Annotated in this window: 19 protein-coding genes; 8 read left to right on the top strand and 11 right to left on the bottom strand. The window is 72.2% G+C overall.

The features are described 5' to 3' along the window. Positions 1-2: 2 nt before the first annotated feature. The 8 genes from ACBJ59_RS15305 to ACBJ59_RS15340 all read right to left on the bottom strand — a co-directional run bounded on the left by ACBJ59_RS15305 (position 3) and on the right by ACBJ59_RS15340 (position 10,460). Positions 3-1,526, bottom strand: a complete 1,524-nt coding sequence (locus ACBJ59_RS15305) for an ABC transporter substrate-binding protein (protein WP_375110826.1) — start codon at positions 1,524-1,526, stop codon at positions 3-5. A 43-nt stretch (positions 1,527-1,569) separates the two neighbouring features. Beyond that, entirely contained in the window at positions 1,570-2,319 is a 750-nt protein-coding gene (locus tag ACBJ59_RS15310; protein WP_375110827.1) for a sulfite exporter TauE/SafE family protein, read from the bottom strand. A 64-nt stretch (positions 2,320-2,383) separates the two neighbouring features. Then, the gene (locus tag ACBJ59_RS15315) at positions 2,384-4,225 is read right to left on the bottom strand and encodes a BNR-4 repeat-containing protein (protein ID WP_375110828.1); all 1,842 of its coding nucleotides are present in this window, start codon (positions 4,223-4,225) and stop codon (positions 2,384-2,386) included. Positions 4,226-4,240: 15 nt separating this feature from the next. Next, positions 4,241-6,523, bottom strand: coding sequence for a hypothetical protein (locus ACBJ59_RS15320; RefSeq protein WP_375110829.1), 2,283 nt, complete (start codon positions 6,521-6,523; stop codon positions 4,241-4,243). 114 nt (positions 6,524-6,637) lie between these two features. Continuing rightward, a complete protein-coding gene (locus ACBJ59_RS15325; RefSeq protein ID WP_375110830.1) occupies positions 6,638-7,918 on the bottom strand; it encodes an ABC transporter substrate-binding protein in 1,281 nt (426 codons plus the stop codon). A 27-nt stretch (positions 7,919-7,945) separates the two neighbouring features. Continuing rightward, complete coding sequence (locus tag ACBJ59_RS15330) at positions 7,946-8,821, bottom strand: carbohydrate ABC transporter permease (RefSeq protein WP_375110831.1); 876 nt, start codon at positions 8,819-8,821, stop codon at positions 7,946-7,948. Then, the gene (locus tag ACBJ59_RS15335) at positions 8,818-9,663 is read right to left on the bottom strand and encodes a sugar ABC transporter permease (protein WP_364123079.1); all 846 of its coding nucleotides are present in this window, start codon (positions 9,661-9,663) and stop codon (positions 8,818-8,820) included. Before ACBJ59_RS15335 ends, ACBJ59_RS15330 begins: the two co-directional genes overlap by 4 nt. Then, positions 9,660-10,460, bottom strand: a complete 801-nt coding sequence (locus ACBJ59_RS15340) for an IclR family transcriptional regulator (RefSeq protein ID WP_375110832.1) — start codon at positions 10,458-10,460, stop codon at positions 9,660-9,662. The genes ACBJ59_RS15335 and ACBJ59_RS15340 overlap by 4 nt, the downstream gene beginning before the upstream one ends. Positions 10,461-10,540: 80 nt before the next feature. Between ACBJ59_RS15340 and ACBJ59_RS15345 the strand changes: the two genes are divergently transcribed. The 4 genes from ACBJ59_RS15345 (at position 10,541) to ACBJ59_RS15360 (ending at position 15,035) form a co-directional block, all read left to right on the top strand. Beyond that, positions 10,541-11,641 (top strand): mandelate racemase/muconate lactonizing enzyme family protein, encoded by a 1,101-nt coding sequence (locus ACBJ59_RS15345; RefSeq protein WP_375110833.1) that lies wholly within the window; start codon positions 10,541-10,543, stop codon positions 11,639-11,641. A gap of 14 nt (positions 11,642-11,655) precedes the next feature. Next, positions 11,656-12,531, top strand: coding sequence for a dihydrodipicolinate synthase family protein (locus ACBJ59_RS15350; protein WP_375110834.1), 876 nt, complete (start codon positions 11,656-11,658; stop codon positions 12,529-12,531). Beyond that, positions 12,528-13,268: an SDR family NAD(P)-dependent oxidoreductase gene (locus ACBJ59_RS15355; RefSeq protein ID WP_375110835.1), complete on the top strand. Its 741-nt coding sequence runs from the start codon at positions 12,528-12,530 to the stop codon at positions 13,266-13,268. The genes ACBJ59_RS15350 and ACBJ59_RS15355 overlap by 4 nt, the downstream gene beginning before the upstream one ends. Positions 13,269-13,346: 78 nt before the next feature. Beyond that, positions 13,347-15,035: a GAF domain-containing protein gene (locus tag ACBJ59_RS15360; RefSeq protein WP_375110836.1), complete on the top strand. Its 1,689-nt coding sequence runs from the start codon at positions 13,347-13,349 to the stop codon at positions 15,033-15,035. A gap of 30 nt (positions 15,036-15,065) precedes the next feature. On the opposite strand, the gene ACBJ59_RS15365 is transcribed toward ACBJ59_RS15360, so the two are convergent. Genes ACBJ59_RS15365 through ACBJ59_RS15375 form a run of 3 tightly spaced genes read right to left on the bottom strand, consistent with a single transcriptional unit; the run spans position 15,066 to position 18,569 of the window. Next, positions 15,066-15,707: a response regulator gene (locus ACBJ59_RS15365; RefSeq protein ID WP_375110837.1), complete on the bottom strand. Its 642-nt coding sequence runs from the start codon at positions 15,705-15,707 to the stop codon at positions 15,066-15,068. A 41-nt stretch (positions 15,708-15,748) separates the two neighbouring features. Continuing rightward, positions 15,749-17,221 (bottom strand): long-chain fatty acid--CoA ligase, encoded by a 1,473-nt coding sequence (locus tag ACBJ59_RS15370; RefSeq protein ID WP_375110838.1) that lies wholly within the window; start codon positions 17,219-17,221, stop codon positions 15,749-15,751. Further along, a complete protein-coding gene (locus tag ACBJ59_RS15375; RefSeq protein ID WP_375110839.1) occupies positions 17,208-18,569 on the bottom strand; it encodes a PucR family transcriptional regulator in 1,362 nt (453 codons plus the stop codon). Before ACBJ59_RS15375 ends, ACBJ59_RS15370 begins: the two co-directional genes overlap by 14 nt. A 178-nt stretch (positions 18,570-18,747) precedes the next feature. Here ACBJ59_RS15375 and ACBJ59_RS15380 point away from each other — a divergent pair, with 178 nt between their 5' ends. The 4 genes from ACBJ59_RS15380 to ACBJ59_RS15395 are packed head-to-tail and all read left to right on the top strand — an operon-like array spanning position 18,748 to position 22,106. Further along, positions 18,748-19,506 carry an ABC transporter ATP-binding protein gene (locus ACBJ59_RS15380; RefSeq protein ID WP_375110840.1) on the top strand — a complete coding sequence of 253 codons (759 nt, stop codon included), beginning with the start codon at positions 18,748-18,750 and terminating at the stop codon, positions 19,504-19,506. Then, complete coding sequence (locus tag ACBJ59_RS15385; protein WP_364123059.1) at positions 19,503-20,219, top strand: ABC transporter ATP-binding protein; 717 nt, start codon at positions 19,503-19,505, stop codon at positions 20,217-20,219. Before ACBJ59_RS15380 ends, ACBJ59_RS15385 begins: the two co-directional genes overlap by 4 nt. A 4-nt stretch (positions 20,220-20,223) precedes the next feature. After that, entirely contained in the window at positions 20,224-21,105 is an 882-nt protein-coding gene (locus ACBJ59_RS15390; protein ID WP_364123057.1) for a branched-chain amino acid ABC transporter permease, read from the top strand. Continuing rightward, positions 21,102-22,106, top strand: a complete 1,005-nt coding sequence (locus ACBJ59_RS15395) for a branched-chain amino acid ABC transporter permease (protein WP_375110841.1) — start codon at positions 21,102-21,104, stop codon at positions 22,104-22,106. Before ACBJ59_RS15390 ends, ACBJ59_RS15395 begins: the two co-directional genes overlap by 4 nt. The last annotated feature ends 2 nt before the right edge of the window (positions 22,107-22,108 follow it).

Below are 22,108 nucleotides of genomic sequence, written 5' to 3' on the forward strand. Positions count from 1 at the left end.
TCTCATCCCAGCCAGACCTTGTCGAACCGGGCCCAGTCGAGCGTGTTGGCGGGGGCGTTCGCGACGCCGCGCAGCCTGGGGGAGGTGCCGAGCAGCCAGTCGGCGAAGCCCCAGATGAGGAAGCCGCCCTCGGCGTGCAGCGTGCGCTGCATCTCCTGGTAGATCTCGCGGCGCCTGGCCTCGTCGGGGCTGGCGACCGCCTGCTCGTAGAGGGCGTCGAACGCGGGGCGGGACCATTTGGTGGCGTTCGTGGTGGAGTTGGTGAGCAGCCGCTGGGAGAAGTGGGTCTCGATGGGCATGGCGCCGGAGCGGTAGCAGCAGATGGTGCCCTTGTTCAGTACGTCGGCCCAGTACGTGTCCTTGTTGCCCACCTTCGCGCTCACCTCCAGCCCCGCCTGCCGGGCCTGGTCGGCGAAGACGCTGGCCGCCTCCAGGAAGCCGCTGGCCGCCGCCGAGGTGTCGAGCTGGATCCTCAGCCCCTTCGCCCCGGCCTCGTCGATCAGCCATCTGGCCTGGTCCAGGTCGGGGGTGCGCTGCGGGATGCCGGCGGCGTAGTAGAGGTAGTCCTTGCCGAACAGGTCGTTGCCCACCTGCCCGGCCCCCGCGAGCACGCTGTCGATCATCTGCGACCGGTCGGCCAGCAGGAACATGGCCTGGCGCAGCCGCGGGTCGTCGAAGGGCGGCCGGTCCACCTTCATCGCGAACGCCTGCATGCCGCTGTTGGTCAGCCGCACGATCGACATCCGGCCGCCGTCCTGGTGGGTGCGGGCGGTGGCCGGGGTCAGGTCGTGGGCGTAGTCGGCCTGGCCGCCGAGCACGGCGTTCACCCGGGCGGACTCCTCGTTGGCGATGAGGTATTCGAGCTCGTCCACGTACGCCGCGCCCTCCCAGTAGTCCGGGTTGCGCCTGAGCAGCAGCGAGCGCCCCGGCTGGAAGGACCCGAACGCGAACGGCCCCGACCCGACCGGCCGGCTGAACGAGTCGGCGCCCTCCGGCACGATGTAGGCCCCGAAGGCCGCCAGCACGTTGGGGAACTCGGCGTAGGGCCGCCGCAGCCGGAACTCCACCGTGCGCTCGCCGACGGCGCGGCTGTTCCTCAGGTCGATGAGGGCCAGGTTCGCCTTGGCGCGGAAGGTGCGCTTCTCGTCGGCGATGCGGGCGTAGCTGTGGAGGACGTCCGCCGCGCGTACCGGCCGGCCGTCGTGGAAGGCGGCCTCGCGCAGGGTGACCCGCCACGTGCCGAGCTTCGCGTCGGCCTCCCAGCCGGAGGCCAGGCGGGGCACGATCGAGACGTCGGTCCCGTAGTCGGCGAGCTTGTCGAACATCGCCTTGGACCTCGACGCCTCCAGGAACAGGTTCGCCAGGTGCGGGTCCAGGCTCTCCTGGGCCCCGCCGCCGGCGAACACCGCCCGCAGCCGGCCGCCCCTCCTGGGCTGCGAGGACGCGGTGCCGCCGGAGGGCTGGGCGGCGCATCCGGCCAGGGCCACGGCGGCGGCGGACAGGAAGGCACGACGATCTAGGCGCATGGCCGACAATGGTAACGATTTTCATTTATGGTGCAAACTCCACCTAATCGGTGAGGAGCGTGATGATCGCCACCACCCCGATGCACACGATCACCCCGCGCAGCACCGGGGCGGGCAGCTTGCGGCCCAGCCGGGCGCCGAGGAACCCGCCGGCCATCGAGCCCAGCGCCACCAGCAGCACCGCGAGCCAGTCGACGTCGGCGACGAGGGCGTACAGGATGGCGGCGGCGCCGTTGACCAGCACGACCAGCACGTTCTTGGCCGCGTTGATCCGCTGCAGGTCCTCGTCGATGAGGATGCCCATCAGGCCGATGAGCAGGATGCCCTGGCCGGCGCCGAAGTATCCGCCGTACGCGCCGGACGCCAGCGTGCCCAGCCACAACCACGGGCCGCCGTGCGCGTGCCGGGGCCGGTCGGCGAGCAGGCGGGTGAGCCTGGGCTGGATCAGGACCAGCGTGCAGGACAGCGCGATGAGCACGGTGACGACCGTCGTGAACGTGCGCTCCGGCAGGTTGAGCAGCAGCAGGCCGCCCGCCAGCGCCCCCGCCAGGGAGGCGGGGGCCAGGCGGAGCAGCCGTTCGCGCTGGCCCCTAAGCTCGTTCCGATAGCCCATGACACCGGTCAGCCCGCCGGGGACCAGGCCGATGTTGTTGGAGACGTTGGCCGTGATCGGGGGCAGGCCGACGGCGAGCAGGGTGGGAAAGGTGATCAGGGATCCCGAGCCGACGACGGTGTTGATGGCCCCGCCCGCGACGCCTGCCGCGAGCACGGCGACCATCTCCCAAGGTGTCATGCTGTCGGACTCTAGGCCATGTCTTACTGGCTAAGACGAAACGTACCGCGATTTGAGACGGGGATCACTGCCGGGTGATCACCTCGATCTCGTAGACCCTGGCCACGTCCAGGGCGTTGCCCGACGGATCGGTGATCAGCAGGCGGACCTGGTCGGCCACGGCGCCCGGCACCGTCACCGTCCCCGAGGTGTTGCCGGTGACCGTGCCCAGCGCCTGCCAGCCGGTCGCCGTCCGGGCCTCGACCGTGAAGTCGCGCAGCACGTCGGTGCCGGGCACCGGGGCCCTGGTGTAGCCGGAGTGCACGCGTACCTCGTCGAACGCCACCTGCTTGCCGAGGTCCACGGTGATGACGGGCGCGGTGTCGCCCTCGGCGGAGATCCACCGGCTGTCGTCGGTGCACAGCCCGTCCACGGCCTTGGCGCCCTCCGCGCCGGCGCGCAGCACGGACGAGACGGTGACCGAGGTGTTCAGCGCGGCGTTCGTGCCACCGCCTGATGACTCGGCCAGGCGCCGGGCGATCGCGGCGAACGGCTCGCCGCCGCCCGGCACGCCGGTCCTCGGCACCGTGGCCCGCCACAGGGCGCCGGTCAGCGGCGCGGTGACGTACAGCAGGTCAGTGCCGTCGGCGCCGCGCTGCGCGCGCAGCCGTTGGAGGCCCTGTCGCACCTCGCCGAGCGTGCTGAACGTCCACGGGGCCGTTCCGGACCGCTCGGCCCGCACGACCTGGCTGCGGGTCCCGCCGCAGCCGCTCGCCTCCGCGACGAAGTAGACGCGGGTGGTGGGCCCGGCGTGGGTGACGCCGATGGCGGCGGAGTTGTCGACGGGGAAGTCGCCGTTGGCGACCACGGTCTCGCGGCGCCAGGCCGTCCCGGTCCACGTCGCGTACCGGACGTCGAAGCCGGAGAAGGTGCTGCCGGAGCGTGCGGTGAGATAGCGGTAGGCGATGCCGGCCAGGCGGTCGCCCACCACGGCGAGCTTGGCCGTCTGCACCGCCCGGCTGGTGGACGTGAGCGTCTCGTCGCCCTCGTAGGGCTGGTAGACGACGGGCGCGTCCGACGGGGGAGCCAGCGGCATGGCGAGCGGGTTGCCCGCCACGTCCGCGAAGGAGCCGTCGGCCGGGTCGAACACCGCGTACGAGCCCAGGTGCCGGTGCGTGGTGGCCGGCCACGGGCCCCACTCCCACAGCACGTGAACGCGTCCCGCCGTGTCCACCTGGAGGTCGTCCGGGTAGAAGGAGTAGCCGCGTCCGGCGGCGACCACGGCCACCGTGCTCCAGGCGTCCGCGGCGGTGTCGAACCGGTAGAGGCGCCCGCCACGGGTGCGCTCGGCGTCCTGGTCGGCCCTGGCCATGACGTAGGCGTCGCCGTCCTTGCCGCGCACGGTCACCGGATAGGTGAAACGCAGGTCGCGGTCGGGCAGCTGGGCGGCGGCCTCGGCCATCGAGGTCACGTCGCCCGGCCTGGTGCTCTGGTAGTAGCGCCAGGAGTTGTTGTGCATGGAGACGAACGCGTGGATGCGGCCGTCGCCGTCCACCACGATCGAGGGCTGGTTGTGGCCGATGTCGTCGACGTAGGTGACGCAACCGCCGCCGGTGGCCGGCAGGCAGCCGTCGCGCCACACGCCGTCCCCGCCGCGGGCGGCGATGTGCACCTCGTGCCGGCCGGCCTCGGCCGCCGGCGCGTTGTAGGCGAAGTAGTCCACGCCGCGGAAGGAGTCGAGCGGGCGCCACCAGCCGGCCTGGTTGGAGGAGTCCACGGTGAAGGGCAGCCGTTCCGGAGCCGGCTGGGCGGCCGCCAGGTCGGCGACGGCGTGGATCCGGGCCGCCGCCGGGGTGGCGGGGGCGAGCGTCTGGGTGGCCGCGGCGAGCAGGGCCGCGGCGGTGATGAACGAGCGGGTTCTGGGCACCGGTGTTCTCTTCTCTCAGAAGGTGACGGTCGTCGCGAACGCGCCGAGGCCGTAGGAGAGGGTCGCGCTCTGGCCGGGGCCGAGCTGGAGGATCCCGTCGCCGGGCCTGGCCCTGCCGGACGCGGTCCGGATCGTGCCGGTGAAGTCGAGGGCGCTGGGGCCCGACTCGGTGACCGTGATCGTCTCGCTGTCGCCGCTCGACGAGGTGGCCCGCAACGTGCCGGTCTCGCGGGCGGTGGCGTCGAGGTTGAGCGGGGCGCGCAGCCGTACGGTGAGCGGACCGCCCGGGCGCGGGGTGGAGTGCCGGATGCTCGTCCGGTCCACGGCGAGCTGGGCGAGGCTGGCGTTCCACGCCGTGTTGAAGGCCACCCAGCCCTCCGTGTAGCCGAGGTCGGCGTCGGGCACGTAGGGGTAGGACGCCTCCTTGGGGGAGCCGTCGAGCACTCCCTGCACCTCTTCGAGCTCGCCCGCGCCATGGCCGGGCGGATACTCCTTGGGCCAGCCGCGCTCCACGCCCTCGAACCCGGCGGGGGTGGCGGCGTCGTGCGAGAAGTGGGCGTCGGCCGGGTTGCGGCCGAAGACGTGGTCGATCTGGCCGGCCGCGATCCTGCGCAGCGCGGTCTCGCGGACGGGGTCGTCGAGCACGCGGGCGGCGGCGAGGGCCGCGGCGGGCAGGCCCGCGACGTTCCCCGGCTCGTTGAACTCGGGAATGATCCACAAGGAGTCCGAATATTTCCGGAAATCCCACATGTTCTCCGAGCGGGCGATCACCACGTCGGCCCACTGCTCGATCTTGGTACGCAGGGCCGCCGACGGATACCTGGCGGCGTAGTAGGCCAGCGACTCCATCGTGACGTGCTCGCTCATCCGCTGGCCCTTGGTGGTGGCCGGGTCGGTCCAGTCCAGGTTGCCCACGATCCAGTCCACCTGGGCGCGGGCGGCGTCGAGGTAGCGCTGCGGCTCGGGCAGCCCGTCGCGCCGGGCGACGTCGTACATCATGAGGTTCGGCACGATCGAGTGGCCGGGCGGGAACATGCCCTTGCCGGTGCCGATGACCGTGTACGTCTGGAACAGGTCGGCGCTGTGCGGGATGTCGTACCAGTTCCACCGGTCGCGCGCCGGGTCGCCCCAGGTGGCCGTCAGGTGGTCGCGGGCCTTGAGGTACTGCTCGCGCGGGATCCACCGCTCCAGATGCGGGTACGCGTGCACGAACCAGGCCAGCTGCTCCTTGAGCAGGTCGTGGTTGACCCGGCCCTGGAGGTAGAGGTCCACTCCCCAGTTGATCAGCTTCACGATCTCGGGGGCGTCGGGCGCGGCCGGGACGGCCAGCCCGTCGTAGCGGCCGGTGCCGGGGGAGCGGGTGAGGGCGTCCGGGTTGGACAGGTAGAGCTCGATCAGGCTCTGCAGCGAGAACGAGAACTGGTGGTCGTCGCGCCAGGCCACCCCGGTGTTGCCGCGGTTGCAGTGCGGCCCCTTGGGGTCGGTGAAGACGAGCTTGCCCGCGTCGCCGTGGGCGCAGCGGGTCTGCACCATGAAGTCCACCGCCCGCTGGACGGCCACCCGGTAGGTCCAGTAGGGGCCGATCCCGAACGGGTGCGAGGTGCCGCCGTTCACGGTGGCCACGTACGGGCCGGCGGAGGCGGGGCGGAAGGCGGTGAAGTCGCCGACGCCGCCCTTGACCGTGCCGCTGAACACCGTCGAGCCGTCCCGCGTGATCGTGAACGGGGTGCCGTCCGCCGCGCCGGGGGCGGTGAGGCGCTTGGGACCGGTCAGGTCGTAGCCGCTCTGGTTGACGAGCACGTCCTGGTGGGGCGCGGTCGAGCGCAGGCGTACGGCGTCGGCCCTGGTGACCTTGCCCGCGGTGGCGGCCGTGACGGTCAGGGCCAGGGCGTCACCCTTGGCCAGCCGCAGCGTGGCCAGGGGATGCCAGGCGTCGCCGAAGGCGGCCTGGTTCGCGCGGACCTGGGTCTGCCCCCAGGAGTAGAGGACGGCGGGATCGTTGACGTCGGAGGAGGCGGGGATCCAGACGTCCAGGGAGAACTCGCCGTCGAGCGGCGCGGTGAGCGTCCAGGTGGCGGTGGCGCCCACCTCCCTGGTGAAGCGGGTCGTGCCGGCGAGGTAACCGGTGCGCTGGGCCTGCGTCCACGCACCGGTCTCGCGGTAGGCGGCGTCGCGCGTGGTGACGACGGCCTGCACGGGACCGGGCGCGGCCAGGGCGGGCGGCCCGATCGTGAGGACGAGCGGCAGCAGGACCGCGAGGGCGGATAAGACGTGGGGGATGCGCGTCCGTGCGAGCATGAGGGAACCACCTCTGTCGTGAAGGGCACGGGTGTGTACGGAAGCCGCCCGGTGGGAGGGCCCCGGGGGGAATGGGCGTTCCCCCCGAACCGGGTCCCCTGCCGGGCGGTTGTCCTACTTCTGCAGCGGCTTGGCCGTCTCGGCCGCCTTGGCCAGGGCCTCCTTGGCCGGGGACTGGCCGACCAGCACGGCCTGCACCTGCTCGGCGATCGCGGTCTCGATCTGGGCGTATCCGGCGTAGCGCCAGAACGGGTTCGCGGTCGCGGTCTTGGTGATCTTCTCGGTCCACTCGGTGGTGAACGTGTCGCCGGAGACCTTCGGGTCGGCCAGGCCCGCCGTGGTGGTGGGCGGCAGCTTCACCTTCTCGAAGAACGAGGCCACGGTGGCGGTGTCGGAGGTCGCGTACGCGGCGAAGTCGGCGGCGGCGTCCGAGCCCTCACCCTCCACGACCACGATCACGTGCCCCCACAGCAGTGCCTGCGGCGTGTCACCGGCCTTCAGCACCGGCCTGGCCAGCGGCGCCATCTTCCCGGTCAGCGCCTTGTCCGGCGACTGCGCGGCCACCACCCCGCGGGTGATGATCGCGTCGTCGTAGAAGGCCGCCTTGCCCTGGGCGAACAGCGCGCGGGCGTCGAAGCGGTCCACGTCGGGCGCGATGAGCTCGGCGTCGTAGAGCTTCTTGTACCACTCGACCGCCGCCACCGACGCGTCGTCGCCCACGGTGATCGTGTCGCCCTCCAGCAGCGGGCTGCCGAACGTGCGCATCCACGGCAGGATGTCCTTGAGCTGGGCCGCCTTGGTCGCGGCCGCGTACGGCGTGATGCCGCCGCCCAGCTTCGCCACCGCCCGCAGCGCCGCCTCGAACTCCTCGATCGTGGCCGGCAGCTCCTCCACCCCGGCCTTTTTCAGGATCTCGGTGTTGGCGACCAGCCCGATCGAGCCGGTCGTCCACGGCAGCCCGAGCTGCTTGCCGCCGAACTGGCCGCTGCTCAGCGCCACGTCCGTGTAGCCGCCCTTGGCCCCCTGCGCGCCGAGGTCCTTGAGCTTGCCCATGGCGGCCAGCGCGGCCAGCCAGGAGATGTCGAGCTGGATCGCGCCGGTGAGCTGGCCGCCGCGCAGCTTGAGCGTCACCTGGTTGAGGTACTCGTTGTACGGGAACGACGCGGTGCTGATCTTCACCTGCTTGGCCCCGGCGTAGGCGTCCACGATCGCCTGCACCGCGCCCTTCTGCGCCTCCTCGTTCAGCGACCAGGACGTGAAGCCGAACGTCTTCGCGCCCGCGTCACCCTTCGGCGCCCCTCCGGAGGAGGCGTCGGGGGCGCAGGCGGCCACGGCTGCCCCGAGCGCCCCCAGGCCGAGCAGGCGGAAGGCGTCGCGGCGGTTGAGCGTGTTCATGATTCTCCTGAAGAAGGGGGATGGAGGTCAGCCCTTGACCGCGCCCGCCGTGAGCCCGCCGACCAGGTACCGCTGCAGGAACATGAACGCGGCGATGACCGGGAGCGAGACGACGAAGGACGCGGCCATCAGGTCTGGCCAGGCGGTTTGGAACTCCCCGAGATAGGTGTGCACCAGGCCCGGCGGCAGCGTCTGCCGGGCCGGGTCGGTGAGGGTCAGCGCGAAGATGAAGTCGTTCCACGCCCGTACGAACGCGAACAGCCCGGCCGCCACCAGCCCGGGCGCGGCCAGCGGCAGCGCGATCTGGTGCAGCGTGCGCCAGCGCGAGGCGCCGTCGATGGCGGCCGCCTCCATGAGGGTGCTCGGGACCGTGTCGAAGATCCCCTTCAGCATCCACACGCACAGCGGCAGCGTGAACGTGGTGAACGACAGGATCAGCGCGGCGTAGCTGCCCAGCAGGCCGGTCGCGCTGAAGACGGCGTACAGGGTGATCAGCAGCACCGCCTGCGGGAAGAGCTGCGAGGCCAGGACGAGGTGCATCAGCGACTTGCGGCCCCGGTAGCGGAACTTGGAGAAGGCGTAGGCCATGTACGCCGACACCAGCACGCTGAGGAAGGCCGTGACGACCGAGACGATCACGCTGTTGACCAGGTAGCCGAAGAGCTGCTCGTTCTCGGCCAGCTTGGTGAAGTGGTCGAAGGTGATCTCGGTGGGGAACAGCGCGGGCGGGAAGCTGAACGCCTTGTCGTCCGGCGTGAACGCGGTGACGACCAGCCAGTAGATCGGCGCCAGCCCGAACACCCCGATCACCGCCACGGCGATCCAGGCGGCCACCCGGGAGCGCGGCCGGCGCCTCCTCGGGGCGCTCGCGAGCGGGACCGTACGGGTGAGCGTGGCCGTCATGCGTTCTCCTTGCGCAGGTAGAAGGCCATCAGCACGAGCAGCAGGAGCATCCACAGGCCGCCGAGCGCGGTGGCGTGGCCCAGGTCGAAGCCCTTGAACGCGGTGTCGTACACGGCCACGGCGAACGTCTTGGTCGCGCCCGCCGGGCCGCCGCCGGTCAGGACGTAGATGGTGTCGAAGTGCTGGAAGTTCCAGATGAACTCCAGCAGGAACGCGATCCCGGCGATGGCCCGCATGTGCGGCACGGTCACGGACCTGAAGCGGCGGATCGCCCCCGCGCCGTCCACCGAGGCGGCCTCGTGCAGCTCCTTGGGCATCGTCTGCAGGCCGGCCAGCAGCATGACCATCATCCAGGGGAAGCTGGCCCACGTCTTGGTGACGATCACCGCGATCATCGCCGTCGTCGGCTCGCCGAGCCAGCTGATGTGCGTGCCGAGCAGGCCGTTGAGCACGCCGTAGTTGGCGTTGAAGATCCACAGCCAGAGGAAGGAGACCACCACGCCGGGGATCACCCACGGGAACAGGAACAGGCCGCGCAGCCAGCCGGGCAGCCCGGCGTTGAGCGCGAGCGCCAGCGCGTACCCGATCAGGAAGGGGGCGATCGTGGCACCGAGCGTGAACACCAGCGTGTTGCGCAGCACCGGCCAGAAGTCGCCGCCGAGCAGGTCCGCGAAGTTGGCCAGGCCGACGAAGGAGCGGCCGGGCCGCACGAGGCTCTGCTCGAAGAAGCCCGTGACCAGCGCGGACACCAGCGGGTACGCGATGATCGCGAGGAACAGCGCCAGCCCCGGCACCATCAGCAACCAGGCGAACTGGCCGTCGGAGAGCTTGCGTCCCCTCATGGCCGGCCCGAGGCGGCGACGGCGTGGACCGGGCCGACGTATCCGAGCCCGATGCTGATGGAGTCGGCGGTCTCGATGATCGTGCGGGCCAGCTCGGCCTCGCGCGCCTCCAGGTCGATCGCCGACAGCGGCCCGGAGATCGAGATCGCGGCCACGATCGTGCCCGACATGTCGCGGATCGGCGCCGCCACGCACGCGCGGCCGAACGCCAGCTCCTCCACCTCGGTCGCGTAGCCCCGGCCGGTCGTGGCGGCCAGCTCCTGGTCCAGCGCCTCGTGCGTGACGATCGTCCGGGACGTGAACGGCCGCATCTCGGGGAGCAGCTCGCGCCGCTCCTCGGGGGTGAGGGCGAGCAGCAGGCACTTGCCGATCCCGGTCGCGTAGAGCGGCTTGCGCTGCCCGGTCAGCACGAACGACCTGGGGGCCAGCCTGCCCTCGAAGTTCAGCAGGTAGAACATCGACTCCGCGCGCCTGACGGCCACGTTGACGCCCAGGCCGAGCGCGCCGGCCAGGTCCTGGGCGATCTGGCGGGCCTCGCGGTGCACCGGATTCTGGTTCAGCGCGACGCCGCCGAGCGTGATGGGGGCGGTGCCCAGCCGGTAGAGGCCGCTCACCTCGTCCCGCTCGACGAACTCCAGCGTCTCCAGCGTGGCCAGCAGCCGGGAGGCGGTCGAGGTGCCGAGCCCGGTGGCCTTGGCGACGTCCGACACGCGCAGCTCTGGCCGGCCCGTCAGGAACGCCCGCAGGACGGAGATAGCCCGTTCTACGCTCTGATTGTTGCTCTGGTCGGAAGCCACCCTGTCTCCATTGCAATTGGCTTGCACTATGTGGGATCGTCACGCACATGCCGCAAATTCGTCAAGTGCGATGTTTCCCGGTGAAGATCCGGCACGAGGACGCCTACCTGGGCACGCCCGCCCAGGAGGAGGGCTATTTCGTCCGCCCGCCCTGGCGCAGCCTCTACTCGGCCCGCTTCGAGACCCTGCTGGTGAGCATCACGACCGACGACGGCACGACCGGCTGGGGCGAGGCGCTGGCGCCGGTCGCCCCCGAGGTGCCCGCCGCGATCGTCGAGCGGCTGCTCGCGCCCGCGCTGATCGGCGAGGACCCGACGCGCGTGCGCCCGCTGTGGGAGAAGCTGAGTGGCCTCATGCGGGAGCGCGGCCACCTCACCGGCCACCAGGCCGACGCGCTGGCCGCCGTGGACATCGCGCTGTGGGACCTGACCGGCCGCCTCACCGGCCGCTCGGTCGCCGAGCTGCTCGGCGGCGCGTTCCGGCAGACCGTCCCCGTCTACGTCAGCGGCCTGCCCAGGCCGACCGACGCCGAGCGCTCCGAGCTGGCCCGCCAGTGGGCGGCCAAGGGCGCCACCATGGTGAAGCTGCACCTCGGGCATGGGGTGGAGGAGGACCTCGCCACCGTGGACGCGGTCGCCGCCTCGGGGCTGAAGGTGGCGGTGGACGCGCACTGGGTCTACGACGTGCCGCAGGCCGTACGGCTGGCGCGCGGGCTGGCCGAGCGGGGCGCGCTGTTCCTGGAGGCGCCGCTCGCGCCCGAGGACGTGGAAGGCCACCGGGACCTGGTGCGGCGGGCCGACCTGCCGATCGCGGTGGGGGAGACGCTGCGCAACCGGTACGAGTTCGGCCACTGGCTGGGCCGGCGCGCGCTCGGGCTCGCGCAGCCGGACGTGGGGCGTACCGGGATCACGGAGCTGGTCTCCATCGCGGAGCTGGCGGCGGCGCAGCACGTACGGGTGGCGCCGCACCACTCCACCGGCCTCGGCGTCGCGCTGGCCGCCGGCGTCCACGTCAGCGCGGCCCTGGGCAACCTGGCCTTCTTCGAGTACCAGCCCACCACCTGCGAGGTCGCCGGCGCGATCCTGCGGGCCCCGCTGCCCGGCGACGCCACCGGTTTCCCCGTGCCGTCCGGGCCGGGGCTCGGCGTGGACGTCGACCCTTCCGCATTGTCAGCACTGTGATTGGAGAAGTTTCGTTGGTTCTGTCTGGACTGATCCCCATCCTCGCCACCCCGTTCACGGACGAGGGCGAGCTGGACCTGCCGAGCCTGCGGCGGCTGACCGAATGGCAGCTCGCGTCGGGGGCGGACGGCGTGGCCGTGTTCGGCATGGCGAGCGAGGGCTTCGCCCTGACGACCGGGGACCGCGCGCGGATCCTGGCCGAGGTGCGCGCCGTGGCCGGCCCGGCTCCCGTGGTGGCCGGAGTGGGCTCCACCAGCACGGCGAGCACGCTGGAGCAGGCCGTGGCCGCCAGGGACGGGGGCGCGGATGCGCTCATGGTGCTGCCGCCGTACCTGGTCAAGCCCACGGGCGGGCAACTCGTGGACTTCTACGGCGAGATCGCGGCCCGGACCGGCGTGGACGTCATGGTGCAGGACGCGCCGGGCGCGACCGGGGTGAGCATGCCCGAGCCGCTCATCGTGGAGCTCAGCAAGCTCGACGGGGTGACCTCCGTCAAGGTGGAGGCGCCGCCGACGGCGCCCAAGGTCGCCGCCGTGGTGTCGGGGGTGGCCGACGGGTTCGCGGTGTTCGGGGGGCAGAACGCGCTGTTCTGCCTGGAGGAGTACGCCCTCGGGGCGGTCGGGACGATGCCGGCCTGCGAGTTCACGGACCTGCTCGCGCCGGTGCTGGCCGACTGGGCGGCGGGACGTACCGGGGAGGCGCGGGCCGGGCACGCCCGGCTGCTGCCGCTGATCCGCTCGGGGATGCAGCCCGGACTGGCGTGGGCGGTGCACAAGGAGGTGCTGGTCCGGCGCGGGCTGATCGCCTCGGCGGCGGTCCGCTCCCCGGCCCGGCCCCTCGACGCGGCCAGCCGCGCCCTGCTGGAGCACGTCATGGCGGACCTGTGGTGACCCGGCCGGACGCCCGGGGCGTGCTGCTGGCCGGCGGCAACTCGCCCATCGGGCGGGCCGTCGCCGCGACCTTCGCCGCGCGGGGCGACCGCGTCGTCGGCATCGGGCTGGAGCCGTGCGATGACCCCGCCTACGCCGGTTTCCTCACCCGCGACTGCGCCGACCCCGCCGAGGCCGCCGTGGCGGTGGAGGAGGCGGCGGAGCTGGCCGGCGGGCTGGACGTGCTGGTGCTGGCCACCGCCGTGATGCCCGTCGCCCCCGTCGTGGCCACCACGGACGAGCAGTGGCGGGCCGCGCTGGGGGCCACCCTGGACGTGGCCTTCCACCTGTGCAGGTCCGCCCTGCCCAGGATGCCCAGGGGCGGTGCGGTGGTGGCCGTCGGGTCGGTCAACTCCTTCCTGGCCGCACCGGGCCTGCCCGCGTACGCCGCCGCCAAGGGCGGTCTGGACGCCTTCGTCCGCCAGCTCGCCCTCGAGTACGGCCCCGCGGGCATCCGCGTCAACTCGGTGGCCCCGGGCCTGATCGGCGGCGAGGACCTGGCGGGCGCCACCGAGGGCTACCCCCTCGGCCGCACCGGGACCCCGGAGGACGTGGCCGGGGCGGTGGCGTTCCTGGCCTCGCCGCAGGCGGCGTTCGTCACCGGTGTCGTCCTGCCCGTGGACGGCGGGTTGTCGATCGCCTCCCCGGCCGCCTGGCTCCGCCCCGACCTGCGCGAACGTTTCCTGCCCCGAGCGTGACCGGGGAGGAGGGTGATCTCGTCGCGACAACCCGTACCGGCCGCTCCGTTGGCTGCCCAAAGGTGCGAAACTGAGCCCATGGTGGATGGAGAGCACCCTCCGTTGATGCCCAACATGCGGCTCGACGAGCTGCTGGCCGAGCTCCAGGTCCGGCTCAACGCCGTGCTGGCCACCAGGGACCGCGTGCACGCGCTGCTGGAGGCGGTCGTGTCCGTCGGCAGTGACCTTGACCTGGAGACCGTGCTGCGGCGCATCGTGGAGACCGCGACCAGGCTGGTGGACGCCAGCTACGGCGCGCTCGGCGTGGTCGGGCAGGAGCAGACGCTCGTCCAGTTCATCCCCGTGGGGCTGACGGACGAGGAGATCGCCAAGATCGAGCACTGGCCGCACGGGCTCGGCCTGCTCGGGCTGCTGATCAAGGACGCGCGCCCGCTGCGGCTGGGCCGCATCTCCGACCACCCCGAGTCGTACGGGTTCCCGCCCGGCCACCCGCCGATGGGCACGTTCCTCGGGGTGCCGATCCGGGTGCGCGACGAGGTGTTCGGCAACCTCTACCTGACGGAGAAGCGCGGCGGGGGCGACTTCGACGAGGAGGACGAGGCCATCGTGATCGCGCTGGCCACGGCCGCCGGCGTCGCGGTGGAGAACGCCCGCCTCTATGAGGAGACGCGCAGGCGCGAGACCTGGCTGGAGGCGTCGTCGGAAGTGACGACCAGCCTGCTGTCCGGGGCTGACACCGGCCAGGTGCTGAGCATTGTGGCGACCCGGGCCCGGCAGATGACCGACGCGGACCTCGTACAGATCCTGCTGCCCGACGACGGCGGCGACCACCTGCGGGTGGAGTGCGCGCAGGGCGACGTGGGCCAGGAGGTGTCGGACCTGATGTTCGAGCTGACCTCCACGGCGGCCGGCGGGGTGTTCACCGAGGGGCGGGCGGTGTCGGCGGGCAACCTGCTCGACGAGGACTCCCCGCTGCGCCCGCTCGGCCTCGGGCCCGAGCTGCTCATGCCGCTGGGCGCCGGCCGCTCCGTACGCGGCGTGCTGGCCCTGGCCAAGCGGTCGGGCCGGCTGCCGTTCAGCGGCGCCGACCTGCGCATGCTGGAGGCGTTCGCCGGCCAGGCCGCGATCGCGCTGGAGCTGGCCGACACGCGCCGCGACGCCGAGCGCCTGGGCCTGCTGGAGGACCGCGACCGGATCGCCAAGGACCTGCACGACGTGGTCATCCAGCGCCTGTTCGCCACCGCCATGACCCTGATGAGCACGGTCCGGCTGGTGGAGCGGCCCGAGGCGTCCAACCGCCTGCAGCACGCCATCGACGAGCTGGACGAGACGATCCGCCAGATCCGCTCCACGATCTTCGCCCTGCAGAACGTCAGGGAGACGGCCGGCCCCAGCCTGCGGGCGCGGGTCGTGGGCCTGGTGGAGGGCGCGCGCGGCCACCTCGGCTTCATGCCGGGCCTGCGCATGGAGGGCCAGCTCGACAACCTGATCTCCGATGACCTCGCCGAGCAGGTGCTGGCCGTCCTGCGCGAGGCGCTGTCCAACGTGGTCCGGCACGCCAAGGCCACCAAGGCGGAGGTGTCGGTGGAGGTGACCGGCGACCGGCTCACGCTCGCCGTGCGGGACAACGGGGTGGGGCTGCCCGAAGAGGGGCGGCGCAGCGGGCTGCGCAACCTCGAGGAGCGGGCCGCCGGTCTCGGCGGCACCTTCGAGGCGGTCCCGGCCGAGGGCGGCGGCACGGCGCTGAACTGGACGGTGCCCCTGTGACCGCGTCCGGCGCCGGCGGTCGTGGTCAGGTCATTCGCGCCGGTCGGCGTGCAGGCGGGCCGACAGCGCGGCCGCCTGGGTGCGCCGCTGCATGTTGAGCTTGGACAGCAGGTTGGACACGTAGTTCTTGACCGTCTTCTCGGCCAGGAACATGCGCTCGCCGATCTGCCGGTTGGTCAGCCCCTCGCCGATCAGGTCGAGGATGTGCCGCTCCTGCTCCGACAGCGCCGCCAGCGGGTCCTTCCTGGCGGACTGGTCGCGCAGGCGCTGGAGCATGGCGGCGGTGGTCTGCGGGTCGAGCAGCGACTGCCCGGACGCCACCGTGCGCACCGCGCCCACCAGGTCGGAGCCGTGGATCTGCTTGAGCACGTAGCCCGAGGCCCCCGCCATCACCGCGTCGAACAGCGCGTCGTCGTCGGCGAACGACGTCAGCATCAGGCACGCCAGCCCCGGCACCCGGGAGCGCACCTCGCGGCACACGTCAACGCCGTTGCCGTCGGGCAGCCGCACGTCGAGCACCGCCACGTCGGGCATCAGTGCGGGGATGCGCGCGATCGCCGACTCGGCCGTGCCGGCCTCGCCGATGACCTCGATGTCGTCCTCCGAGTCCAGCAGGGCGGCCACGCCGCGGCGGACGACTTCATGATCGTCGAGGAGGAACACGCGTATCATGCCTCCACGCTATGCGCTGTCCGCGCCCGCCCGGTAGGGACCTAGGTCCTCGACGTGAGAGCGCGTTTGAGGATCTTGCCCGTGGGGCTCATCGGCAGCTCGTCCACGAACGACACGCGGCGGGGATACTTGTACGCGGCCACCCGCTCCCGTACGAAGTCGCGCAGCTCGTCGCCGGTCACCGGGGCGCGCAGGGCCACCACGGCCTCGATCTCCTCGCCCAGCTCCGGGTGCGGCACCCCGAGGACGGCCGCCTGCCGCACCGCCGGGTGCTCGTACAGGACCTCCTCCACCTCGCGCGGGTAGACCGTGTAGCCGCCCCGGATGATCACGTCGCGACGGCGGTCCACCAGGAAGAAGTAGCCGTCCTCGTCCACCCGGCCGAGGTCGCCGGTGTGGAACCAGCCGTCGCGGACGGCCTCCGCCGTGGCCTCGGGGTCGTTCCAGTAGCCCTTCATGACATTGGGGCCCCGGACCACGATCTCGCCGATCTCGCCGCTGGGCACCTCGTGACCGTCCTCGCCGACGACCTTCATCTCGACGCCCCTGATGGGCCAGCCGATCGAGCCCGGCCGGCGGAGGTGGCCGGCCCGGTTGGTCGCGGTCACGGGGGAGGTCTCGCTGAGGCCGTACCCCTCGATGATCTCGCAGCCGAACCTGGCGTCGTACGCGCGCAGCACGTCCAGCGGCAGCGCCGCGCCGCCCGAGGCGCAGACCCGCAACATCGACAGGTCAGAGGCGCCCGGATGGTCGAGCAGCGCGATGAACATCGTCGGCACGCCCTGGAAGACCGTCACCCCGTCGCGCCTGATGACCTCCAGCGCCGGCCCCGCCTCGAAGCGGCGCAGCAGCGTCAGCCGCGCGCCCGCGTGCACGGTCGCGTTGAGCGAGCAGGTCTGCCCGAACGTGTGGTAGAGCGGCAGCGCGCCCAGCACCACGTCGTCCACCCCGAGCGCGTGCATGCGGGCCACGGTGGCGGCGTTGCCGCCCAGGTTCGCGTGGGTCAGCTCGATGCCCTTGGGCCGCCCCGTCGTGCCGGAGGTGTAGTGGATGACCGCGGTGTCGCCGCCCGCCATCGAGGCGATCTCGGGCTCGGCCGCGACGCCGCGCAGCAGCCGCCGGAACTCCCCGGGCACCACGAAGAAGCAGTCCGCCTTCGTGCCGGCCGAGCCCGCCTCCGCCGCCTCCGCGAACGCGTGCCAGGCGATCAACAGCCGGGCCCCGCAGTTCCCCAGGTACGCGGCGATCTCCCGCCGCTTCAGCAGCGGATCGAGCGGCACCACCACGGCCCCGAGCCGCAGCACCCCGTAGTAGACGACGCCGAACTCGGGCACGTTCGGCAGCATGATCGCGACCCGGTCGCCGGGGCCGACCCCGCGGCACCGCAGCAGGCCCGCGAGGCGGGCGCTGAGCCCGTCGAGCGCGCCGTAGGTGAGCTCCGCCTCGTCCAGCGTGAGAACCGCCCTGCCGCCGAGCCGGGCGGCGGCGGCGTGGAGCCGGTCAGCGAGGTTCATGGAAAGACCGTACGTCGGCTCTCGCACGCCCCTCATTGGTCGCGGTGGCCAGTCTTTCCCGCCCAGTATTGGTGGGAAGAGTGTCCTGGAGAGCGATCGCGACGAGCAGCTCGACGAGATCGTTGATCGAGCGCAGGCTCCGCCCGGTGCGCTCCTGGATCCGGCGCAGCCGGTACTGAGCGGTGTTGGGGTGGATCTGCAACCGCTCGGCGGCGGCCCGTAGGTTCAGGTCGGCGGCGGCGAACTCCCTGATCGTGGCCGTCAGCACGCCGCCGCGCGCCCGGTCCTCGGCCAGCAGCGACGTGATGCGCGGGTCCACCAGGTGGCGGGCGGTGTCGTCGGCCTTCAGCGCCAGATACTGGAACGGCGTGATCCTGGGCAGCGCCGCGACGCCGCCCTCCTCGGGCACGAAGTCCAGCACGGCCCTGGCCTCCTGGTAGGCCTGGGGGATCTGCGCGGTGCCCGTCGAGACGGTGCTGATGCCCATGGCCAGCCTGATGCCCTCGGCGGCCAGGCTCTCCAGCACCCCCTGCAGCCGGTCGCACAACTCCTCGGGGCCGGTGCCGGGGCCGAGCGCGGGGATGGCCACGATCTCCGACTGGCGGACGACCGACAGCGTGCGCGTGCCGTTCCCGCCGGTCCTGGCGATCGCCGCGCAGGCCGCGTGCCGGGCGTCGGTGCCCTGGTCGGGGCCCGTCACGGAGGTGGGCGGCCCGGCGAGCACCGCGATCACCACGAGCAGCGGCGTGCGCGCGTCAGGGCCCAGGCCGTGCGCCTGCGCGGCGGCCAGCTCCCTGCCGCGCGTCGGCACGCCGCCCGCCAGCAGCGTCTCCAGCAGGTCCCGGCTCTCCCGGACGGCCTCGGCCGCCGCGTACTGCTGGAACTCCATGTACGCGTTCGCCGCGTGCGTGCTGGCGAAGTCGCAGTAGCGCATCAGCGGCGCCGCCAGCGACAGCGCCGCCTCGCGGCCCGCGTACGCGTGCCCGGCCCGCTCGACCACGGCCTCCCAGAACACCTGCTGCCCGACCCGGAAGGCGTTGATGTAGTCGGCCAGCGCCACCCCCGCCCTGGCCCGGCGCATCGCGGCCCGCCGGGTGAACGCGATGTCCTCGAACGTGACCGTGCGCTCCTCCAGCAGCACGCCCAGCTTGGCCCCGTAGTGCTTGACCACCTGGTCCCGCACGTCAGCGTGGAAGGCCGGCCCCTGCGCCTCGTAGGCGGGGATCTCCTCGCGCATCGTCGCGACCGCGACGCCGGCCAGTTCCTGGAGGTCGTTGAGCAGCTCGGACAGGATGCGAGTGCGTTCCGCGCGGACGGCGGCTTCCACGGTGCTCGAACCGGTGGACATGCCCGGGATGATCCATGGCCGTGGCCGGGCGGTCAACGGGTCGTAACCGCTCCGAGACCCACGCTGTGCTCAGAGGACAACTCGCCTGAAACATCTTGGGTCACCGTGCCCAATGCGGCCTTCTCGCGGCGGATCCTACGCTGAGCCCAACTTAGAACATTGTTCTCCAGGAGGCCGGATGCTGGAGGTACACGATCTTACCGTTCGCTTCGGCGGCATCACCGCGCTGGACGGCGTGGGGTTCGAGGTGGCGGGCGGCGAGATGGTGGGGCTCATCGGGCCGAACGGTGCCGGCAAGACCACCTTGTTCAACTGCCTGACCCGGCGCTACGACGCCGACTCGGGGACCATCGCGTACGAGGGCGCGGACCTGACCGCCGTGGCGCCGCACGCCATCGCGCGGCTCGGCATCGCCAGGACGTTCCAGAACCTGGGCCTGTTCCCCCGCCTGTCCGTCCGTGACAACGTGCTGGTCGGCGCGCACCACCGGGGCCGCGCCGGATTCCTGTCCGCCGCGCTGCGCCTGCCGGGCGTGGGCCGCGAGGAGCGCGCCCTGCGGGCCGACGCCGACGCCGTGCTGCGGCAGCTCGGCCTGTCCGAGGTGGCCGGGCATCCCGCGACCGGGCTGCCGTTCGGCACCCTGAAACGGGTCGAGCTGGCCCGGGCGCTCGTCGGCCGGCCCCGGCTGCTGCTGCTCGACGAGCCGGTGAACGGGCTCAGCTCGTCCGAGGTGGAGGAGTTCGCCGGCACGCTGGCGGCGATCCGCTCCGAGTACGACCTCACGGTGGTCGTGGTCGAGCACCACATGGGGTTCGTCATGGGGATCTGCGAGCGCATCGTCTGCCTGGACTTCGGCCGCAAGATCGCCGAAGGCCCGCCGGAAGAGGTCCAGCGGAACCCCGCCGTGATCGAGGCGTACCTGGGGACGGCCGCATGACCGACTTGGTGGTGGAAGACCTGGTCGCCGGCTACGGGGACGCGCGGGTGCTGCACGGCGTGCGCTTCACCGTACGCGAGGGCGAGATCTGCGCGATCCTCGGGCCCAACGGCGCGGGCAAGACGACGTTGCTCCGGGCGTTGTCCGGCATGGTCAAGGCGCGCGGCAAGGTGTCGCTGGGCGGCACCGAGCTCGTCGGCCGCTCGCCCGACGCGCTCGCCAGGCAGGGCATCGCGCACGTGCCCGAGGGACGGGGCACGTTCATGTCGCTGACCGTCGAGGAGAACCTGCGGCTGGGCGCGTTCGTCCGGCGTGGCCGGGCGAGTGTCGAGGAAGACCTCGGCCGCATCCACACCTACTTCCCGGTCCTGAAGACCCGCCTCAAGCAGACGGCCGGCAGCCTCAGCGGCGGCGAGCAGCAGATGCTGGCCATCGGCCGCGCCCTCATGCTGCGCCCCCGGCTGCTGCTGCTCGACGAGCCGTCGCTCGGCCTGGCCCCGCTGGTCACCCGGGAGCTGTTCCGCATCGTGCAGGCCATCAACGCAGAGGAGCGCACCACCGTGGTCGTCGTCGAGCAGAACGCCCACCTCGCCCTGGGCATCGCCCAGCAGGCGCACGTCCTGGAGACCGGGCGGATCGTGCTGTCGGGCACGGCCGAGGACATCAGGGCCGACGAGCAGGTCGCGCAGTCCTACCTCGGGTACCGGGTGTAGCGCGATGGCCGGATTCCTGCAGCAACTCGTCGAGGGCCTCGGCGCGGGCGCCATCTACGCCAGCCTGGCGCTGGCCCTGGTGCTGATCTACCAGTTCACCGGGATCGTGAACTTCGCCCAGGGCGAGCTGGCCATGTTCTCCACCTACATCGCCTGGCAGTGCGTGGCCGCCGGGCTGCCGTTCTGGGCGGCGCTGGCGGTGACGCTGGTGGTGTCGTTCGCCGGCGGGATGCTCATCGAACGGGTGATCATCCGGCCGGTCGAGGGCGCGCCCGAGCTGACGATCGTGATCGTCACCGTCGGGCTGTTCATCTTCGTCAACGCGGCGGCCGGCTGGATCTGGACGTTCCTCATCAAGGACTTCCCGAACCCGTTCCCCGGCGGTGCCCTGGAGGCCGCCGGGGTCAGCGTGAGCCTGTCCACGCTCGGCGTGCTCGGGGTGGTGGCGCTGGTCATGGGGCTGCTGTACCTGCTCTTCCAGCACACCAAGATCGGCCTCGGGATGCGGGCGGTGGCCACCAACCCCGCCTCGGCGCGGCTGGTCGGCATCAGGGTGGGCTGGACGCTCGCGCTCGGCTGGGGGCTGGCCGCCACCGTGGGCGCCGTGTCGGGCGTGCTGGTGGCGCCGCTGCTGTTCCTGGAGCCCAACATGATGGGCGGCGTCCTCATCTACGCCTTCGCCGCCGCCACGCTCGGCGGGTTCGACAGCCCGGTCGGGGCGGTCGTCGGCGGGCTCGTCGTCGGCGTCGCGGAGACGCTCGCCGGCGCCTACGTCGGCTTCATCGGCTCCGACCTGAAGGTGGGGGTGCCGCTGGTGATCATCCTCGGCGTCCTGCTGCTACGGCCCCAAGGACTGTTCGGACGAGCGGTGGTGGAGCGGGCATGAGCACGCAGGTCGGTGCCAAGGTGACGCCGCCCCCCGTACGGCAGCGGCGGACGTTCGACCCCCGCTGGCGGTGGGCGGGGCCGGCCCTGCTGCTGGCCGCCGCCGTCTACGCGCCCTTCCAGCTCGTCCCCTTCCACGTCTTCCAGCTCACGATGGTGCTGGTGTACGCGGTGGCGCTGCTCGGGCTCAACCTGCTCGTCGGGCACGCCGGGCAGATCTCCCTCGGTCACGGCGCCTTCTTCGCCGTCGGCGCGTACACGGCAGCAATCCTGCTCGACCGCTGGGACCTCCCGTACCCGCTGACCCTGCCTGTCGCGGCCGGGGTGGCGTTCCTGATCGGGCTGGCCCTCGGCATCCCGGCGATGCGGCTGCGCGGCCTGTACCTGGCGCTCGTGACGCTCGCCATCGCGATCTTCCTTGTGCCGCTGCTCAAGCGGTTCGAGGAGGTGACCGGCGGGTCCATGGGCCTGACCCTGCCCAAGCCCGCGCCGCCCGCGTGGAGCGGCCTGGCCGAGGACCAGTGGCTGTACTTCCTCACCCTGGCCGTCGCCGTGGTCGCGTTCCTGCTGGTCGCCGGCCTGCTGCGGTCGCGCGTCGGCCGGGCGCTGCACGCCCTCCGGGACAACGAGACGGCCGCCGAGGTCATGGGTGTGCGGCTGTCGTTCTACAAGACGCTCGCGTTCGCCTGGAGCGCCATGTTCGCGGGGGCGGCGGGCTGCGTCTACACGTGGGTGATCGGGTTCGTGTCACCGGACTCGTTCACGGTGAACCTGTCGATCACCCTGCTGGCCGGCCTGGTCGTCGGGGGACTCGGCTCGCTGTCCGGACCTGTGCTCGGCGGGCTGTTCGTGATGTTCGTGCCGAGCATCTCGCAGGACGTCAACGACGCCGCGCCCGGCGTCATCTTCGGCCTGCTGATCATCGTGGTGATGTACGTGGCCCCGACGGGGCTCGCCGGGCTGGCCGGGCGCTTGATCAAGAAGATTCCCCGGAAGGAGTAAGA

Origin of the sequence: Nonomuraea sp. MTCD27, from assembly GCF_041950495.1 — a bacterium.
Taxonomy (GTDB): domain Bacteria; phylum Actinomycetota; class Actinomycetes; order Streptosporangiales; family Streptosporangiaceae; genus Nonomuraea.

What these genes read in the sequence shown, in the direction of transcription:
- ACBJ59_RS15390 (WP_364123057.1), top strand. Translation starts at nt 20,224, where the DNA reads ATGGCCGGATTCCTGCAGCAACTCGTCGAGGGCCTCGGCGCGGGCGCC.
- ACBJ59_RS15305 (WP_375110826.1), bottom strand. Translation starts at nt 1,526, where the DNA reads ATGCGCCTAGATCGTCGTGCCTTCCTGTCCGCCGCCGCCGTGGCCCTG.
- ACBJ59_RS15325 (WP_375110830.1), bottom strand. Translation starts at nt 7,918, where the DNA reads ATGAACACGCTCAACCGCCGCGACGCCTTCCGCCTGCTCGGCCTGGGG.
- ACBJ59_RS15360 (WP_375110836.1), top strand. Translation starts at nt 13,347, where the DNA reads ATGGTGGATGGAGAGCACCCTCCGTTGATGCCCAACATGCGGCTCGAC.
- ACBJ59_RS15385 (WP_364123059.1), top strand. Translation starts at nt 19,503, where the DNA reads ATGACCGACTTGGTGGTGGAAGACCTGGTCGCCGGCTACGGGGACGCG.
- ACBJ59_RS15330 (WP_375110831.1), bottom strand. Translation starts at nt 8,821, where the DNA reads ATGACGGCCACGCTCACCCGTACGGTCCCGCTCGCGAGCGCCCCGAGG.
- ACBJ59_RS15375 (WP_375110839.1), bottom strand. Translation starts at nt 18,569, where the DNA reads ATGTCCACCGGTTCGAGCACCGTGGAAGCCGCCGTCCGCGCGGAACGC.
- ACBJ59_RS15370 (WP_375110838.1), bottom strand. Translation starts at nt 17,221, where the DNA reads ATGAACCTCGCTGACCGGCTCCACGCCGCCGCCGCCCGGCTCGGCGGC.
- ACBJ59_RS15395 (WP_375110841.1), top strand. Translation starts at nt 21,102, where the DNA reads ATGAGCACGCAGGTCGGTGCCAAGGTGACGCCGCCCCCCGTACGGCAG.
- ACBJ59_RS15320 (WP_375110829.1), bottom strand. Translation starts at nt 6,523, where the DNA reads ATGCTCGCACGGACGCGCATCCCCCACGTCTTATCCGCCCTCGCGGTC.
- ACBJ59_RS15380 (WP_375110840.1), top strand. Translation starts at nt 18,748, where the DNA reads ATGCTGGAGGTACACGATCTTACCGTTCGCTTCGGCGGCATCACCGCG.
- ACBJ59_RS15310 (WP_375110827.1), bottom strand. Translation starts at nt 2,319, where the DNA reads ATGACACCTTGGGAGATGGTCGCCGTGCTCGCGGCAGGCGTCGCGGGC.
- ACBJ59_RS15335 (WP_364123079.1), bottom strand. Translation starts at nt 9,663, where the DNA reads ATGAGGGGACGCAAGCTCTCCGACGGCCAGTTCGCCTGGTTGCTGATG.
- ACBJ59_RS15365 (WP_375110837.1), bottom strand. Translation starts at nt 15,707, where the DNA reads ATGATACGCGTGTTCCTCCTCGACGATCATGAAGTCGTCCGCCGCGGC.